Source organism: Pseudomonas boreofloridensis (genome assembly GCF_030580795.1).
Classification (GTDB): Bacteria; Pseudomonadota; Gammaproteobacteria; order Pseudomonadales; family Pseudomonadaceae; genus Aquipseudomonas; species Aquipseudomonas boreofloridensis.
Window position 1 is genome coordinate 14,012 of the sequence record NZ_JAUQOQ010000004.1, and the last position, 17,002, is coordinate 31,013.

Consider the following 17,002-nt stretch of genomic DNA (forward strand, 5'->3'; position numbering starts at 1 on the left):
CAGAACCTGTCTGAAACCGATCGGCCGCAGCCGATGAAAGAGTTGAGAATTTAGATTAGACGCTATTCGTAAATGCGCACGGCGACTCGCTTTTCAGCCAGTCGCCGTGTTGAGAGTACAGCAAAGTGCTATTAGTTTCGTGACAACGTGGTGGTCGGTGCCATGGCCAAGGCGCGCTTGGCTTCGAGGAAGGTCTTGCTCCAGTAGCGATCACCGAGGCTGTCGATGCGCACGCCACCGCTGCGGCGGCTGCTGGAGTGGATGAACTGGTTGTCGCCCAGGTAGATGCCGGCGTGGCTGACACGGCCACGGCCATTGGTGCTGAAGAACAGCAGGTCGCCTGGCTTGAGCTTGTTGCGCGCCACTTTGGGGGCGTCAACGTTGATCATCTCGCGGGTGGAGCGCGGCAGGTTCATGCCCGCCTCTTCGCGGAACAGGTAGCCGATGAAGCCGCTGCAGTCGAAACCGGACTGCTCCGAGGTCCCACCGAAGCGGTAGCGGGTGCCGATCAGCGCCATGCCACGCTCGAGAATGCTGTCAGCCAGCACCGGGAGCTCGTAGGGTTTGCTATTGCGGGAAAAGGCCTGGAGGTCTTCTTCGGTGGCCAGGTCTTCCTCGTCGAACACCGACGAGTGCGAAGCCTTGGCTTTGGCCGCGCTCTGCGCGGTCACCGAGGGGCGATCCTGGGGCTGGGAAACTGGGCCTTGGGCCGCGCAGCCAAAAAGCAGGGTCACGAGTGCGAGGGGCACGAGGGGTGCGAAGCGCTTCAGCATGGGCACGACCGTGTCTGGGATCCGTTGGAAGGGGGAAACTATGCCTTCTATCGGAATCATTTGCAAATTTTATCGAAGAAAATGTGACTTCTGTGTTCTAAGGCGTCGGCGACCTCCAGAACTACCAGCCAAGCGTCTCTTTAAGGAAGGGGATGGTCAGCTTGCGCTGGGCCTGCAAAGAGGCCTGATCGAGACGTTCGAGCAGATCGAACAATGCACTCATGCTGCGCGTGCCACGGGTCAGAATGAAGTGTCCGACTTCGTCGGTCAGGTGCAGACCGCGGCGCGAGGCACGCAATTGCAAAGCGCGCAGCTTGTCTTCGTCGGACAAGGCGCGCATCTGGAACACCAGCGCCAAGGTGAGTCGCGATTTGAGATCGGCCAGTTTGATCGGCAGCTCGCGCGGCGAACTGGAAGCCGCCAGCAAAAGACGCCTGCCGCTGTCGCGCAAGCGATTGAACAGGTGGAACATCGCCTCTTCCCAATCGGCCTTGCCGGCGATCACATGCAGGTCGTCGATGCACACCAGCTCGTACTGTTCCAGGTGATCGAGCAACTCCACGCCACGCTCGAGCAATTGCGCCAGCGGCAGGTACACCGCCGGCTCGCCGAGTTGCTGGAAGCGGTGAGTGGCAGCCTGCAAAAGGTGCGTGCGCCCTGCCCCCTGCTTGCCCCACAAATAGATGAGACTCTCGGTCCAGCCAGCGTCCGCTTCGCACAGCCGCTCGACATAGCCCAATGCTGCGGCATTGGCGCCCGGATAGTAGTTGATGAAGGTGGCGTCATCGCGCAGGCGCACACCCAGGGGCAACTGGATCGGTTTCATGCTGGCTGGCGGTCGCGAGGACCAAAGGGGACCTTTGGTGAAAGTGTGCAAAGTCTATACCTGGCGGACGGGCGGCACAATCGGGCAAGGAAAGAGGGCCCGCCAAATCAAAGACTTGGCTGGATTTTTGGTCCTAGTAGCGGTTTAGCCATATCGCGACGGCCTTTGGATCCGCCCACGGCCAAGCACTCACGCAATAAGCAGGCCGAGACTCTACGCAAAAAACGCAAAGATTCTTCGCTCTATACCAGGATTATCAGCAAACCTGAATTCAATTAGCGTGGAGTCATAAAAAGCGCTCGTTCTGCGCTCGCGGATTCGGGCAAATCCCTGCTGTCACACCCCAGAGATCGCTACCGTGACCCAGCATCTATTACGCCCTTTGCAACTTGGCCCGTTCATGCTCCCCCACCGCATCGCCATGGCCCCGCTCACGCGCTCCCGGGCTGATCGACACACAGCGGCGCCAGGCCCACTCAACGTTGAATATTATCGTCAGCGAGCCAGTGCGGCGCTACTCATCACCGAAGCCACGCAAATTTCGCAGCAGGGCCAGGGTTATGCCTGGACGCCGGGCATCTACACAGAAAAGCAGGTCCACTGCTGGCGTGCGGTGAGCCAAGCCGTTCACCAGGAGAAGGGGCTGATCTTCATGCAGCTCTGGCATGTGGGGCGCGTGTCCCATCCCTGCTTTCAACCGTACAACGGCCGTCCGGTCGGTCCCAGCGCTCTACCGGTGCCCGGCCAGACATTCATCCTCGACGCCAACGGCAATGGAACCTGGGCCGACATTCCCGTGCCACGCGAACTGACGATCGAGGAGATCGCCGCCATCATCCACGACTATCGCGTCGCCGCACGCAACGCCTTACGTGCCGGAATGGACGGCGTAGAGATCCATGCCGGTAACGGCTACCTGCTCGACCAGTTCATCAACAGCAGCAGCAATCAGCGCAATGATCGCTATGGCGGGAGCATCATTTCGCGCGTGCGGCTTCTGCTGGAGGTCGTCGAGGCGGTCGTTGGCGAGATTGGCGCCGAGCGGGTCGGCGTACGCATGACGCCCATGGGGCGCTTCATGGGCATGGGCGACGAAACGCCCGAAGCCACCTTCACCTACGCCGCGCGTCAACTCAACCGCTGGCCGCTGGCCTACCTGCATCTGGTAGAGCCCGCCGTAGTGGGGACTACCCGGGCAGAGGAGCATGACCCTGCCTGGGACAAAATGATGTCACTCATGCGCGAGTCATGGCTGGGGACACTTATCGTCGCCGGCGGTTATGACCCGCAAAGCGCCGAGCAGGCTTTGGCCAGCGGGCGCGCCGACATGATCGCCTTCGGCCGGGCGTTCCTGGCCAACCCTGATCTGCCACGGCGCATCCGCGAGGGACTCGCCTTGAACGCACCCAGCCCAGAGTCATTCTTCGGCGGCGACGCCTGCGGCTACACCGACTATCCCTTGCACCCCTGAACCGGCTACACGCCAACGCTTGCCGATTCAGGTAACTGCAGCGGTCGGCGTCCTTTTCGGAGACACCCGTCATGGCCTTGCACACACTGGCTCACTATTCGATTCGCACCGCCGACCTCCAAGCCTCCAGACGGTTTTACATCGACGTGATGGGGCTGCGCGAGGGCTATCGCCCGCCGTTCGATTTTCCAGGCGTATGGCTGTACCTGGGAGACGACGAACAGCAATTCGGCGTGGTGCACATCATCGGTATCGACGCCGACAATCCACACGGTCTGTTGGACTATCTAGGCGGAGCAAGCGATCAGGCAGAAGGTACCGGAACCCTGGACCATATCGCCTTCCTGGCCACCGACCTGCAGGGCTTCCACCAGCGACTGAAGGCAGCCGGTCACCGTTGGCGCGATCGTCTGGTTCCCAGCCTGGGTCTGCATCAACTGTTCGTCGAAGACCCCTCCGGCGTGACCCTCGAACTCAACTTCCCAGCCAGCGAAGCGATAGCGGCTGGCCTCGACACGCCTCGCTGATCCGCTCAACGCCAAGGAGAAATACCCATGAACACGACTTCAGCATCTCGTCGCGCAATCATCGTCGGCGGCTCACTCGGCGGCCTGTTCACCGCCAATCTGCTGCTGCGCAACGGCTGGCAAGTGCAAGTGTTCGAGCGTGTAGCCGATGCCCTGACAGGCCGCGGCGCGGGGATCGTGACCCATCCGCAACTACTCGATGGGCTGCTCAAGGCCGGCGTGAAAGTAGACGACGACCTTGGGGTACGAGTATCGACCCGCGTCACCTTGCACCAGGATGGCACCGTGGAGGCCGAACACGAGCTACCGCAACTACTCACGGCCTGGAGCAGGATGTACCACGTACTGCACCAGGCGCTGCCGGCCGAGCACTACCTGACCGGACGCAGCGTACGTGCAGTCCAGCACTTACCGGACCGGGCGCGGGTGATCCTCGATGACAACAGCGTCCATGAGGCTGATCTGGTGGTCGCTGCTGACGGACTGCGCTCGCGAATCCGCCAACAACTGATGCCCGAGGCTCAGTTGCAGTATGCCGGCTATGTCGCCTGGCGCGGCCTGGTCGAGGAACAGGACCTTTCGGACACCACGCGCCAAACGCTGTTCGACCGCTTCGCCTTCTGCCTGCCACCGCACGAGCAAATCCTCGGTTACCCAGTGGCTGGCGCACTCGACAGCACGCGCGTGGGCCAGCGACGCTATAACTTCGTCTGGTATCGCGCCACCGATGAACAGCAGGCACTGGCCGACATGCTGACCGACGAGCATGGAAAACGCTGGCCCGATGGAATTCCACCTGGACTCATCCGCCGCCAGGTCATTCAAGACATGAGACAGGCAGCACATCGGTTGCTGGCACCAGCATTCACCGAGGTGGTGGAGAAGACCTCGCAACCACTGTTCCAACCGATCTATGACCTGCAAGTGCCGCGCATGAATCACGGCCGAATCGCGCTGCTGGGCGATGCGGCCTTCGTCGCTCGACCGCACTGCGGGATGGGCGTGGCGAAAGCCGCCGGGGATGCCATGGAGTTGGTCAACGCGTTGGCTAGCACGGCCGATGTGAGCGCTGCACTGGCGTCGTACAGCCAGCGTCGTACGCCCTATGGCGCAGCAATCGTGCAGCACGCGCGCCATTTGGGCGCCTACATGCAAGCACAGCTGCTGAGCGACATGGAACGCACCATGGCCGAGCGCTATCGCACGCCTGAAGCCGTCATGCGAGAAACCGCCGTCGATCCCGAGTTCTAAACCAAGCATTGCGCAACACGCAAAGCTCAATAGCGATGCCCCCCTGTTATCAGGCACTGGGGTCCGTGCCAACATCGACTCACCTCAAAAACGCTATGGAGTGTACGCCATGAATCTAACCATTACCTTGACCTCCGACTTCATCTGCCCGTGGTGCTTCGTCGCCGAGCGCCGCCTGCAACAGGCGCTGGACAGCCTTGAGGAAAAACCCGAGGTGCAGTATCAGTGGCGTCCTTATCTGCTCAACCCTGACATGCCGGCCGAAGGCATGGACCGCAAGGTCTACCGCTCGAACAAGTTCGGTAGTTGGGAACGCAGCCAGATGCTCGACGCGCAAACGGTCGCCGCCGCCAAAGGCGATGCGCTGACCTTCAACTATCCGGCGATGCGCCGTACCCCCAGCACGCTGGCCGCGCACCGCCTGATGCTCTGGGCCGATGCTCAGGGCCAGGCCCATGCGCTGGCCGGCGCCATTTTCAGCGCCTACTTCGAACAAGGCCGCGATATCGGCGATGTGGCGGTACTGGCCGCGCTGGCCGGAGAAGTCGGCCTGAACGCCGAACAGGCCGCTGATTACCTGCGCAGTGACGAGGGACGCGACCGCATTTTCGAGTTGGACCGCCAAGCGCGCGAACGCCAGGTACGCAGCGTGCCACTGGTCGAGATCGGCACCGGCGTGATCAGCGGCGCACAGGCTCCGGAAGCTTTCCTGCATGCCTTGCAAATGGCCGTTGATCACGCTTGAACGCCACGCCTGGATCAGGCCTCGCCGGACGAATTGGAGGAACACCGCATGACCCCTGCACAGCAACCCAACGCTATCATCATCGGAGGCTCGCTCAGCGGCCTTTTCGTCGCCAACACTTTGCGCTCGATCGGATGGAACGTGGATATTTACGAGCGCTCGCCTGCCGCGCTGGACAGCCGCGGTGGTGGCGTGGTGCTGCAACCTGAAGTGCTCACGGCCTTCAAATTCTCCGGCATCGAACCGGACCAGGCAGTAGGCGTGCGATCCCATAACCGCACCGTACTCAACCGCCGCGGTGATACGCGGAGCAAGCAGTACGCCCCACAAACCCAGACCTCGTGGAACACCATCTACCACCACCTCTATCAGGCGTTGCCCGAGCATCACTATCACCGAGGCAAGACCTTCACCCACTTCGAGCAGGATGGGGACACCGTGGTCGCGTATTTCCAGGACGGCACGAGCGTGCGTGGCGATCTACTGATCGGCGCGGACGGCGGCCACTCGCAAGTACGTCAGCAGGTACTGCCGGGAGTGGTGCCGAGCTACTCCGGATACGTGGTGTGGCGGGGGCTGGTCGAAGAACCGCGACTCTCCGAAACGTCCAAGGCGCTGATCTACGAGGACTTCGTGTTCCAGCCAGACGCGGAGTCGCTGATGCTCGAGTACATGGTCCCTGGTGTCGATGGCGCGAGCGACGTACAGCGCCGCCGCTTCAACTGGCTGTGGTACCTGAAGGCGGCACCTGGCCCCGAACTCGATGCCATTCTCACCGACAAGAACGGGTGCCGTCGTGAACATTCCATCCCACCGGGCGCCATCGCTCCCGAGCAGGCCCGCCGGTTCATCGAGCGCGCGCGTGAACAGATCAACCCGGCCTTCCTGGAGTTGATCGAACTGACCGAAGACATTTTCGTGCAGTCGATCCTCGACCTCAAAGTCCCACGCATGGTGTTCGACCGCGTGCTGCTGCTGGGCGATGCTGCATTCATCCCGCGCCCGCACACTGCAGGCAGCACCGCCAAAGCGGCGCATAACGCCGTGAGCCTGGCCAAAGCACTGGCGGGCCACGACGACCTGAGCACAGCCCTGAAACGCTGGGAAGTCAGCGCACTGCAGGAGGGCACAGCAATGAGTGACTGGGGTATCGACATGGGTAATCGGATCATGAACATCACCGCTTAGATGTGCTTGGCGCCTGCGCGCGCCCCCCGCTCAAGCTGCCCACTTTCGGCCAAACGACTGCCCAGACGTTTGGCCGATGGTGTTTCCATGCACCGCCCAACAGGTCACGCGCCTTCTACGGGTGGCAATTCTCAAGGGAATCTATGCATAACGCGCAACGCTGTTAGCCGTATCCCCTCGCTTATCAGGCTATTGCCGCTTCCATACCATTGAATCCATCACGAGGACGCTCGCAATCGCCAGCGCCCGCTCCCGATTCCCCTGATGAGATGCAGTCATGAACAGATCACAGAAAATAGCCTTATCGTCGATCGTGGCACTCGGCGTGATCGCCGTCGCCTTGAAACTGACGATTCCCAACGGCCTGTTTGGCGCAGGCGACTCGACGCCGGCCCTGATCGCCCCGCTCAAGGTCGCCGTTGCGCCCGCCACGCGCGAACAGCGTTTCGTACAGCGCAGCGGGATCGGTGAAATCGAGGCCGCGCAACAGGTGCTGATCACGGCTGAAACCGGCGGCAAGGTAACACGCATCCTGTTCAAGGCCGGCGACACGGTGAAAAAAGGCGACCTGCTGATCCAGCTCAATGATGCGCCCGAACAAGGTCAACTGACCAGTCTCCAAGCGCGCCTGCCCAATGCCAAGAACCGCTACGACCGCGCAGTGCGTTTGCAGGCGCTGAGCGCTTCGACCGTCGAAGACCTGGAGCAGAAGAAAGCCGAATACCAGCAGCTCCAGGGCGACATCCGTAACATCCAGGCCAGCATCGATCAGAAACAGATCCGCGCACCTTTCGACGGTCAATTGGGCGTGCGCCGCGTGAATTTGGGTGAATACGTCGGATCCGGCGCACCCATCGTCTCTCTGGTCAACCCGAACACCATGTACGCCAACCTCATCATGCCCGAGGCGGTGCTCGCCGATCTGACGGTGGGGCAACAGGTTGCGGTGCGCAGCGACGCGTACCCAGGGAAGATCTTCAACGGCGTGCTGACCACTGTCGAATCGATGATCGACCCCCAAACGCGCACAATCAAAGTCCAGGCCACCTTCGATAACTCCGACCGGGCATTGCGGCCGGGACTGTATGTCAACGGTGTCATCACCAAGGCCCAACGCTACAGCGTGATCACAGCGCCGGATACGGCCATAGGCTACAGCAGCTACGGCGATTACGTCTTTGTCGTCGACCGCAGCCAGACCCCACCGCAGGTCAGGAAAGTCAGCGGCGTCAAGGTGGGTGAGCACTTCGACGGCAAGGTCGAGTTGCTCGATGGCATCGAGGAGGGCCAGGAACTGGTGACCTCCGGACAACTGCGCCTGTACGACAAAGCCAAGGTCGAGGTGCTGCCCAGCGATATCGTCTCGATCGCCCAGAGCGATGCCAAGCGTTCCCTCCAATAGTTCGGCGACCAGGAAAAGTCCCCCATGAAATTCACAGACATCTTCGTCCGACGCCCTGTGGTGTCGCTGGTGCTGAGCCTACTGGTGCTGTTGTTGGGCCTGGTCGCCGCCAGCAAACTGCCCATCCGGCAATACCCGGCGATCAGCAGCGCCACGCTGACGATCACCACCAAGTTCCCCGGCGCCTCGCCGGACACCATGCAAGCGTTCGTGACCCAGACCATCGCCCAATCGGTGGCGACCGTGGAAGACATCGACTACATGACCTCGAGCTCGATCCAGGGCCAGAGTCTGATCTCCATTCGCCTGAAGCTCAACGCCGATTCGAACAAGGCCATGACCCAGGTGATGGCCAAAGTCAGCGAGGTCAAATACCGGTTACCGCAGGCAGCCTACGACCCTGTGATCGAGAAGAGCGCCGGTGAAGCGTTGGCAGTGATCTACGTCGGCTTCGCCAGCAAGACCATGACCACCGCCGAGATTTCCGACTACATCGAGCGCGAGGTCAAACCGCAGTTGTCTTCGATCAAAGGCGTGGGCAGCGTGATCATGCCCGGCTCGCAGAAAATGGCCATGCGCATCTGGCTCGATGCCGACCGCATGTCGGCCCATGGCATCTCGGCCAGCGAGTTGTCCGACGCGCTGAAGGCCAACAACGTGCAAGCCGCGCCTGGCCGCGCCAAGGGTTACTTCACGGTCAACGACATCAGCGTCAACACCGAGTTGAAATCGGTCGACGACTTCCGCGACATGGTGGTCAAGAATACACCCGAAGGGATCATCCACCTGCGTGACATCTCCAAGGTCGAATTGGGTTCAGCGTCGGTGGACAGCAGCGCGCTGATGGACGGCGAAAACGCGGTCTACATCGGCCTGAACGCAGCGCCCAGCGCCAACCCGCTGGATATCGTAGCCGATGTCAACCAGGCTCTGCCCAGCATCAAGGCCAGTGCGCCCGCCGGGATGACCATTGCCATTCCCTACGAACAGGCGCGCTTCATCAGTGCCTCGATCGATCAGGTGCAGCACACCCTGATCGAGGCCATCGTGATCGTCATCCTGGTCATTTACCTGAGTCTGGGCAACCTGCGAGCGGTACTGGTGCCCGTGGTCACCATTCCGCTGTCAATGCTTGGCGCCACCATCTTCATGGTCGCGCTGGGCTTCAGCATCAACCTTCTGACCCTGCTGGCCATGGTGCTGGCAATCGGTCTGGTGGTGGATGACGCGATCATCATCGTGGAGAACGTGCACCGTCATATCGAGGAAGGTAAATCGCCCACCATTGCTGCGTTGATCGGTGCCCGCGAAGTGGCCAAACCGGTGATCGGCATGACCCTGACCCTGGCCGCCGTCTACGCGCCCATCGGATTCATGGGAGGCCTGACAGGCGAGCTGTTCAAGGAATTCGCCTTCACGCTGGCCTCCTCGGTCATCGTGTCCGGTTTCATTGCGCTGACCCTTTCTCCGGTGATGAGCTCCTACCTGCTCAAAGCCCACGGCCAACAAAGCTTCGTGTCGCGAATCTCAGAGTCCTTCTTCCACACCCTGAGCACAGGCTATGAGCGCATCATTCAGCATTCGCTGCGCCACCGCTGGATCACGGTAGTGTTCACCGCAGCGCTGATTGCCTCGCTGCCGGTCTTGCTCAGCCACATCAAGACCGAACTGGCACCGGTCGAAGACCAGGCCATCGTATTCACCATGGTCAAATCGCCGCAGAACGCCAACATCGACTACGTCGAAGCCTTCTCGCGTAAATGGAACGATGCCCTCAAAGATATTCCCGAAGGCGATTTCACCTGGCTCATCAACGGCAGCGACGGGATCTCCAACAGCATCGGCGGCGTGAACCTGGTGGACTGGTCCAAGCGTCACCGCGAAGCCGGGCAGATCCAGGCCGACATGCAGGAGCGCGTGGGGAGCATTGAGGGCAATAACGTGTTCTCCTTCCAATTGCCACCGTTGCCTGGATCCACGGGCGGGCTGCCGGTGCAGACCGTGGTCAAGGGCCCAGCCGATCACCAGGCGGTGTACAAGGTGATGGAGTCGATGAAGGAAGCCGCCCGCGCCAGCGGACTGTTCGCGGTCGTCGACAGCGACCTGGACTTCAACAACGCCATGGTCAGGCTCGACATCGACCGGACCAAAGCCAACCGCTTGGGCGTCACCATGCAGGACATTGGCGACACCTTGTCGGTGCTGGTCGGCGAAGACTACATCACCCGCTTCCAGATGCAGGGCCGCAGCTACGACGTGATTCCCCAGGCGGTCCGTGAGCAGCGCCTGACCGCTGAGTCGCTGACCGGTTACTACGTCAAGAGCAGCTTCGGCGGCCAAGTGCCGCTGTCAAACCTGGTGAGCATTTCGTACTTCACTGCGCCCAACAAACTGACCCAGTACGATCAGATGAACGCTTCGACCTTCCAGGCGGTGCCAGCCCCCGGCGTCACCATCGGCCAAGCCGTGGATTTCCTCGAACAGTACATGAAAACTCAGCTGCCCCCAGGCTACAGCTATGACTGGTTGTCCGACGCCCGCCAGTACAAATATGAAGGGGGTTCGCTGAGCCTGGCATTCGTGTTCGCGCTGATCGTCATCTATCTGGTGCTCAGCGCTCAGTATGAAAGCCTGCGTGACCCATTGATCATCCTCATCAGCGTGCCGCTGTCGGTGTTCGGGGCACTGGTGCCGCTGGCACTGGGAATGGGCACCATCAACATCTACACCCAGATCGGCCTGGTCACGTTGATCGGCCTGGTGAGCAAGCACGGCATTCTGATGGTGGAGTTCGCCAATGAGCTGCAGCACGAGCAGCGCATGGGCAAGGTGCAGGCCGTGATCGAAGCCGCCAAGGTACGGCTGCGGCCCATCCTGATGACCACGGCTGCTATGGTGGTCGGGCTCATTCCACTGATCTTCGCCAGTGGCGCGGGCTCCCACAGCCGGCACGACCTGGGTGTGGTATTGGTGTTCGGCATGCTGGTCGGCACCCTCTTCACCCTGTTCGTGGTGCCGGTGACCTACTCGTTCATCGCCGTCGACCACAATGGCGGGCACAAGTCGCAGCGTGAACGCGAGCTGGAAGACGCGAGTCTGTACACCTGACCGCAAGGGCGGCCTGTTACCCAAGCGTACGCACAGCGCGCCAGTCTATCGACCGGCGCGCTGTGCGTTCAGCCCTGAGTATCCTTGCATTCCCAATAAGGCGGATCTCCGAATTGCTCGGCGAGAAAATCGATGAAGGCGCGAACCTTCTTCGAACCTCGACGAGTCGGCAGGTACAGGGCATGCACCGACTCATCGTCGTTGTCGATCCCCGCACGCCACTGCCCCAGTACCTGCACCAGGCGTCCGGCGCGAATATCTTCGCCCACCAGCCAACTCGGCATGAGAATGATACCCAGACCATTGAGCGCGGCCTCACGCAGCATCTGCGAATTGTTGGCACGCAGCGGCCCAGAGACCTTGACCGACTCAACGTGCCCATTGGTGAACTGCCAGACCTGGCCGCCAGTGCTGTACGAAAACCGCAGACACTGGTGCTGCTCGAGATCCACAGGGTTCTCAGGAATACCATGTTTGAGCAGGTACGCCGGGCTGGCGCACAACAGACGGGTATGAGGCGCCAGGCGGTGGGCAATGACGTTGGTCGCATTGATCCCACCCAGGCGAATGGACAGGTCCAAGCGCTGGGCAGCCAGGTCGACCACTTGGTCATTGAGGTCGATATCCAGGCTGATACCGGGGTATCGCTCGATGAACCGGTGCAAGATCGGCGAGACATGCAATTGTCCGAACGCTACCGGCAAGCTCACGCGCAACAGGCCAGTGGGCGGGCCGTCGGCTTCGGCGACCTCGCGGTGTGCGCTTTCCAGGTCCGTGAGCAGACGCTGCGCATGCTCGTAGTACACCTCCCCTGCCGCGGTCAGCGACACCTTGCGTGTAGTGCGATGTAGCAGGAAGGTCGCCAAGTGGCGCTCCAGGCTGTCGACCTGGCGGATGACCGACGATGTGGCCACTTTCAGATGGCGAGCGGCAGGCGCGAACCCACCATGCTCGACAGTGGTGACAAATGCTTTGATCGCAGCGAAGGTATCCATGAGGCCGATCCATACAGTGAGAGGGGTCTGTGCGTTGTACGCATAGATGCTTCGCTATTTAACCGGATTATCAGGGCGGGGCAAAAGCCATAAAGTTGATTCATACCGAAGACGCGGCGGATAGCCAGATGCTACCGCCTCGTCGATGCCATCGAATCTTTGTGGAGCACACCTGATGAAGCCTTCGACTCTCCATTATTTCTACGATCCCTTCTGCGGCTGGTGCTACGCCGCCGCCCCGATGGTCAGCGCCGCCCAGGCCATCGACGGCTTGACCGTGCAGCCCCACGGCGTGGGCATGCTCTCGGGCGATCAAGCCATCGACATGAGCGCGCAATGGCGCGACTTCGTCAGACCCCACGAACAGCGAATCACCGCCCTGAGCGGCCAGACCTTCGGAGCGCCCTACGTCGACGGCGTGCAGATGCGCACCGATATCCACTTGGACTCCACACCGCCGATCGCCGCGATGCTGGCTGCCGAGCAGTTGTCCGACCAAGGCGTCGAGATGGTCAAGCAATTACAGCATATGTACTACCAGCAAGGCCGCGCCATTGCCGAGCGCGAAGTCCTGCTCGAAGCCGCGCAAGCGATTGGCCTGGAGCCCAAAGCGTTTGGCGACGCCCTGGATCGGTTACTGGGTGATCGGGTCGAAATGCACATCGATGCCAGCAACGCCCAGCTCCGAGCGCTGGCCGCCAGCGGATTTCCGACCTTCGCCCTTGAGCGCGATGGGCAATTGCAGGTGCTGCCTCTGGGCCGTTACCTGGGGCGCCCAGAGAAATTCGCCGATGCGCTCACCCAACTGATGAGCGACCAACCTGCCGCCTGACCGATACCTGCCCTCACCGCCGAGAGCAGACCTGGCATTCCATTTTCGAGCGAGATTCGCCATGAAACGATCACTGCTGTCCGTGGGCCTGACAGCCTTCATCCTGAGCGGTTGCTCACTGATTCCCGAGTACCACCGGCCCGAGACGCCCGTCGCTACCCAATGGCCGCAAGGCCCGGCTGACTCGCCAGCCGCAGCAGCGCAGGTGGCGGCGGCCGAACAAGGCTGGCGCCAGGTGTTTCAGGATCCGGCACTTAAGCAGTTGATCCAGACCGCGCTGCTCAACAACCGCGATCTGCGCGTGGCCGCCTTGAACATCCAGGCCTATCGCGCCCAGTACCGCATCCAGCGCGCCGAACAGGTGCCACAGGTCTCGGCCAACGCCAATGGTAGCCGTCAACGACTGTCTGCGCGGGTAAGGGACAGCGGCAACGCCGGCATCGACAGTCAGTACGCGGTTACCTTGGGTGTCAGCGCTTATGAGCTGGATCTGTTCGGTCGGGTGCGCAGCCTCAGCGAAGAGGCCCTGCAGACCTACCTGTCCTCCGAACAAGCCCGCCGCTCCATCCAGATATCGCTGGTCGCCAGCGTCGCCAACGCCTATTTCACTTGGCAGGCCGACCAGGCTCTGCTCGCGCTGACCCAGGACACCCTGCAGTCCTACCAGGAAAGCTTCGAGCTAACCCGCCAGAGCCATGACATCGGCACCGCAACGGCACTGGATGTCAGCCAGGCGAAGACCTCCGTCGAAAGCGCCCGCGCCAGTTACTCGAAATACCAGCGCCAGGTTGCACAGGACCGCAATCAGCTCGCGCTACTTCTGGGTACCGGCATCCCGGACGACCTCGCCAAGCCTTTGGAGCTGGAGGCCGCTCAAATAGCGCAGGTACCGGCGGGTCTGCCTTCGGACCTGTTGACTCGACGCCCCGATATCCTCCAGGCAGAACACCTGCTGCAAGCCGCCAATGCCAATATCGGCGCGGCACGCGCGGCATTCTTCCCGAGCATCAGTCTGACCGCCAATGCCGGCACATTGAGCCCGGATATGGGTGGGCTGTTCAAGGGCGGATCGGGCACCTGGCTGTTCCAACCGCACATCAACCTGCCGATCTTCACCGCAGGCCGCCTGAAGGCCAATCTGGATTACGCCAAGATCCAGAAGAACATCGACATCGCCCGCTACGAGAAGACTATCCAGACCGCCTTCCAGGAAGTGGCCGACGGGCTGGCGGCACGCACTACCTATGCGGCGCAGTTGCGGGCCCAACGCGACCTGGTCGGTGAAACCCGCACCTATTATGAGTTGGCCGAGCAACGCTATCGCCTGGGCGTGGATAACCACCTGGTGTTCCTCGACGCCCAGCGCAGCCTGTTCGGCGCGCAGCAGGCGCTGATTCTGGAACGTCTTTCGCAACTGACCAGCGAAGTCAACCTGTACAAGGCCTTGGGCGGCGGTTGGCAGGAAGACTCACACATACGCGATGCCGGTGACATCGCACTCAACCGTCTGAACAGGAAGTCATGACATGAGCCTGAACACGCCTCAGCAAACGCTTGCAGCGTTGATCGAATCCGGTGTCAAGAAAGCCCATCTGCCTGTGCACAAAATGCTGATCCTGGGTTTCATGGCGGGTGCGCTGGTGGGCATGGCTTATCTGCTCTCCATCCGGGTCAGCACGGTGATCCCCGAGCAGTGGGCGTCGCTGGCGACGCTTCTGGGCGCGGCCGTTTTTCCGGTCGGCCTGGTCCTGATCATCCTCGCCGGTGGCGAACTGCTCACCGGCAACCTGATGAGCGTGTTCCTGGCCCGCCTTGCGCGGCGCATCACCCTCAGGCACTTGATCCGCAACTGGCTGATCGTCGGTCTGTCCAATGCCCTCGGCGCGATGTTCGTCGCCTACGCCTTTGGCTACGTGGTGGGCCTGAGCGAAGGGATCTACCTGGAGCACACCCTGCACGCCGCCCACGGCAAAGTTGAACCGACGTTCGTGCCGACCTTCGTCTCGGCCATCGGCTGCAACTGGTTGGTGTGCCTGGCGGTATGGATGTCCTATGTCGCTCGGGACATGACCGGCAAGATCCTCGGCATCTGGTTCCCGATCATGGCCTTCGCCGCCATCGGCTTCCAGCACGTGGTCGCCAACATGTTCCTGCTGTCGGCGGCGCTGTTCGCCGGCGACCTGAGCGTTGGCCAGGTACTGGCCAACCTGTCCAGCGTCCTGCTAGGCAACGCCGTGGGCGGCATCGTTTTCGTCGGCCTGGCGTTCTACGTCTCCTACGCTTCTCCAAACAAAGGCTCAACGCGTGGCCAGCGGGTCAACGTGCTGGCACTCGAGCCTGGTAGTCCGGCCAAACCCGGCCCCCAACGTGCAACATCGAACTGACCCACCCCTGATGAGGAAAAGACCATGAGCACTGTCCATAATCTCCCTGTTTCCCAGACTCCGGTACAGGACGCCGAGTACTTCGAGTACAGCAAGGCCGCCAACCCCATCGCCGCCAAGCTGATTTCCCAGGTTCCCTTCCAGACCTTTCCCAGCTCGCTCTACAGCGACGGCCCGAGCCGAATCGTGGCACTGGACCTGAGCGAGCGCCTGGGCACCGAAGGCCCTGCCACCAGCCCGGGGCTGAGCGCCAACTTCATCCGTCTCAATGCCGGCGACAGCTTGACGCTGCAACCCAATGCCACGTCTCAAGTGCTCTATGTCATCGAAGGTGCTGGCAGCTTCACCTATGGCAACGAATCCTTCGACTGGGACCGTGGCAGCTTCATCACCATGCCGGGCTTGCGCGACACCGTTCTCAAAGCCACCCAGGACGCGCGGTTGTACTACGTGCATGACGAGCCGCTGCTGCGCTACCTCGGAGTCAAGAGCGCCAGCGAACGCTTCACCCCGACGCTCTACCCGGCCGAAGTGGCCAATGCCAAGCTTCAGGAAGCTGCGAACGACCCGCGTGCATCTGACCGTAGCCGGGTCAGTATCCTACTGGGCAACAAACATTTCCCTCAGACCCGTACCGTGACCCACGTGCTCTGGGCCATGTACGGCATCGTGCCTTCCGGTGCGGTGCAGAAACCGCACCGTCACCAATCCGTGGCGTTGGACTTCATCATCGACTGCCCACCTGGCTGCTACACCCTCGTGGGTACCGCGTTGGACGACAACGGTCAGATCGTCAACCCGACCCGAGTCGACTGGGAGCCTGGCCTGGCCTTCGTCACCCCGCCTGGCTACTGGCACGCGCACTACAACGAGTCCAAGGACCAGGATGCCTACCTGATCCCAATCCAGGACGCCGGTCTGCAGACCTACCTCCGCTCGCTGGACATTCGCTTCAGTTGATAGGCGCCGTCATCTTGGGCTGACGCACCGTCAGCCCCTTCCAATCATTCCCCTGAGCCAGGCGGCGGTTGCCCCCTGGCGAGGTACCCCTCATGTCCACAGTCAATGCGCAACTGCTCATCTGGGCACCCACGGATAAAGTCTGGGAGAAAATCGCAGGCTTCGGCTCATTGGCCTCATGGTGCTCCAGCGTGAATACCTGCCACTTGTCCGACGACGGGCTGTATCGCTACTTGCAGACCCGAGACGGTGACAGCGTGGTCGAACGGCTTCTTGGCTACTCGGAAAAAAATCGTTTCTACAGCTACACCATCACCTCGGCACCGTTTCAAGTAGAGGCCTATGAAGCCACCTTGAGCGCTACCGCATCCGGCCCGGATGCGACTCTGGTGACCTGGAGCTGCGAATTTCGCGCAAGTGCGAAAGAGACGGATACGCTCAGGCATGCTTTCGCGGAGTTGTTCCATGCAGGATTGCAGGACTTGCGCAACGCCCTGGAACTGCCGCGCAAATCGTGAACGGATGAGCACGTGGCGAGGC

General features: G+C 61.4%; 15 protein-coding genes. 12 read left to right on the plus strand and 3 right to left on the minus strand.

All coding sequences use genetic code 11. From position 1 onward, the window contains the following. Positions 1-131: 131 nt before the first annotated feature. Positions 132-773: a C40 family peptidase gene (locus tag Q6A47_RS05960; protein WP_039579442.1), complete on the minus strand. Its 642-nt coding sequence runs from the start codon at positions 771-773 to the stop codon at positions 132-134. Positions 774-894: 121 nt separating this feature from the next. Further along, the gene (hda, locus tag Q6A47_RS05965; RefSeq protein ID WP_304483539.1) at positions 895-1,599 is read right to left on the minus strand and encodes a DnaA regulatory inactivator Hda; all 705 of its coding nucleotides are present in this window, start codon (positions 1,597-1,599) and stop codon (positions 895-897) included. A 358-nt stretch (positions 1,600-1,957) separates the two neighbouring features. Here hda and Q6A47_RS05970 point away from each other — a divergent pair, with 358 nt between their 5' ends. The 7 genes from Q6A47_RS05970 (at position 1,958) to Q6A47_RS06000 (ending at position 11,291) form a co-directional block, all read left to right on the plus strand. Beyond that, complete coding sequence (locus Q6A47_RS05970) at positions 1,958-3,070, plus strand: alkene reductase (protein WP_304483540.1); 1,113 nt, start codon at positions 1,958-1,960, stop codon at positions 3,068-3,070. Between the two features lie 71 nt (positions 3,071-3,141). Further along, on the plus strand, positions 3,142-3,597 hold the full coding sequence (locus tag Q6A47_RS05975) for a VOC family protein (RefSeq protein WP_304483542.1): 456 nt from the start codon (positions 3,142-3,144) through the stop codon (positions 3,595-3,597). A 27-nt stretch (positions 3,598-3,624) separates the two neighbouring features. Beyond that, positions 3,625-4,848, plus strand: a complete 1,224-nt coding sequence (locus tag Q6A47_RS05980) for an FAD binding domain-containing protein (protein WP_304483543.1) — start codon at positions 3,625-3,627, stop codon at positions 4,846-4,848. 109 nt (positions 4,849-4,957) lie between these two features. Beyond that, positions 4,958-5,593 carry a DsbA family oxidoreductase gene (locus Q6A47_RS05985; RefSeq protein WP_304483544.1) on the plus strand — a complete coding sequence of 212 codons (636 nt, stop codon included), beginning with the start codon at positions 4,958-4,960 and terminating at the stop codon, positions 5,591-5,593. A gap of 48 nt (positions 5,594-5,641) precedes the next feature. Next, positions 5,642-6,781, plus strand: coding sequence for an FAD binding domain-containing protein (locus tag Q6A47_RS05990; RefSeq protein WP_304483545.1), 1,140 nt, complete (start codon positions 5,642-5,644; stop codon positions 6,779-6,781). Positions 6,782-7,058: 277 nt separating this feature from the next. Beyond that, positions 7,059-8,183, plus strand: a complete 1,125-nt coding sequence (locus Q6A47_RS05995; RefSeq protein ID WP_304483546.1) for an efflux RND transporter periplasmic adaptor subunit — start codon at positions 7,059-7,061, stop codon at positions 8,181-8,183. A 24-nt stretch (positions 8,184-8,207) separates the two neighbouring features. Next, positions 8,208-11,291 (plus strand): efflux RND transporter permease subunit, encoded by a 3,084-nt coding sequence (locus Q6A47_RS06000; protein WP_304483547.1) that lies wholly within the window; start codon positions 8,208-8,210, stop codon positions 11,289-11,291. Positions 11,292-11,359: 68 nt separating this feature from the next. Here the strand turns inward: Q6A47_RS06000 and Q6A47_RS06005 are convergent, their stop codons facing one another. After that, positions 11,360-12,286, minus strand: coding sequence for a LysR family transcriptional regulator (locus Q6A47_RS06005; RefSeq protein WP_304483548.1), 927 nt, complete (start codon positions 12,284-12,286; stop codon positions 11,360-11,362). A gap of 175 nt (positions 12,287-12,461) precedes the next feature. Here Q6A47_RS06005 and Q6A47_RS06010 point away from each other — a divergent pair, with 175 nt between their 5' ends. The 5 genes from Q6A47_RS06010 to Q6A47_RS06030 all read left to right on the plus strand — a co-directional run bounded on the left by Q6A47_RS06010 (position 12,462) and on the right by Q6A47_RS06030 (position 16,980). After that, entirely contained in the window at positions 12,462-13,118 is a 657-nt protein-coding gene (locus tag Q6A47_RS06010) for a DsbA family protein (protein WP_304483550.1), read from the plus strand. A gap of 61 nt (positions 13,119-13,179) precedes the next feature. Further along, entirely contained in the window at positions 13,180-14,643 is a 1,464-nt protein-coding gene (gene adeC / locus Q6A47_RS06015; protein WP_304483551.1) for an AdeC/AdeK/OprM family multidrug efflux complex outer membrane factor, read from the plus strand. A gap of 1 nt (position 14,644) precedes the next feature. Then, positions 14,645-15,502, plus strand: a complete 858-nt coding sequence (locus Q6A47_RS06020; RefSeq protein WP_304483553.1) for a formate/nitrite transporter family protein — start codon at positions 14,645-14,647, stop codon at positions 15,500-15,502. Between the two features lie 24 nt (positions 15,503-15,526). Continuing rightward, positions 15,527-16,462 (plus strand): cupin domain-containing protein, encoded by a 936-nt coding sequence (locus tag Q6A47_RS06025; protein ID WP_304483554.1) that lies wholly within the window; start codon positions 15,527-15,529, stop codon positions 16,460-16,462. 92 nt (positions 16,463-16,554) lie between these two features. Then, positions 16,555-16,980 (plus strand): SRPBCC family protein, encoded by a 426-nt coding sequence (locus tag Q6A47_RS06030; protein WP_304483556.1) that lies wholly within the window; start codon positions 16,555-16,557, stop codon positions 16,978-16,980. Positions 16,981-17,002: the final 22 nt, after the last annotated feature.

Coding starts and splice junctions, on each gene's coding strand:
- Q6A47_RS05960 (WP_039579442.1), bottom strand. CDS start 773: ATGCTGAAGCGCTTCGCACCCCTCGTGCCCCTCGCACTCGTGACCCTG.
- hda (WP_304483539.1), bottom strand. CDS start 1,599: ATGAAACCGATCCAGTTGCCCCTGGGTGTGCGCCTGCGCGATGACGCC.
- Q6A47_RS05975 (WP_304483542.1), top strand. CDS start 3,142: ATGGCCTTGCACACACTGGCTCACTATTCGATTCGCACCGCCGACCTC.
- Q6A47_RS05980 (WP_304483543.1), top strand. CDS start 3,625: ATGAACACGACTTCAGCATCTCGTCGCGCAATCATCGTCGGCGGCTCA.
- Q6A47_RS05985 (WP_304483544.1), top strand. CDS start 4,958: ATGAATCTAACCATTACCTTGACCTCCGACTTCATCTGCCCGTGGTGC.
- Q6A47_RS05990 (WP_304483545.1), top strand. CDS start 5,642: ATGACCCCTGCACAGCAACCCAACGCTATCATCATCGGAGGCTCGCTC.
- Q6A47_RS05995 (WP_304483546.1), top strand. CDS start 7,059: ATGAACAGATCACAGAAAATAGCCTTATCGTCGATCGTGGCACTCGGC.
- Q6A47_RS06000 (WP_304483547.1), top strand. CDS start 8,208: ATGAAATTCACAGACATCTTCGTCCGACGCCCTGTGGTGTCGCTGGTG.
- Q6A47_RS06005 (WP_304483548.1), bottom strand. CDS start 12,286: ATGGATACCTTCGCTGCGATCAAAGCATTTGTCACCACTGTCGAGCAT.
- Q6A47_RS06010 (WP_304483550.1), top strand. CDS start 12,462: ATGAAGCCTTCGACTCTCCATTATTTCTACGATCCCTTCTGCGGCTGG.
- adeC (WP_304483551.1), top strand. CDS start 13,180: ATGAAACGATCACTGCTGTCCGTGGGCCTGACAGCCTTCATCCTGAGC.
- Q6A47_RS06020 (WP_304483553.1), top strand. CDS start 14,645: ATGAGCCTGAACACGCCTCAGCAAACGCTTGCAGCGTTGATCGAATCC.
- Q6A47_RS06025 (WP_304483554.1), top strand. CDS start 15,527: ATGAGCACTGTCCATAATCTCCCTGTTTCCCAGACTCCGGTACAGGAC.
- Q6A47_RS06030 (WP_304483556.1), top strand. CDS start 16,555: ATGTCCACAGTCAATGCGCAACTGCTCATCTGGGCACCCACGGATAAA.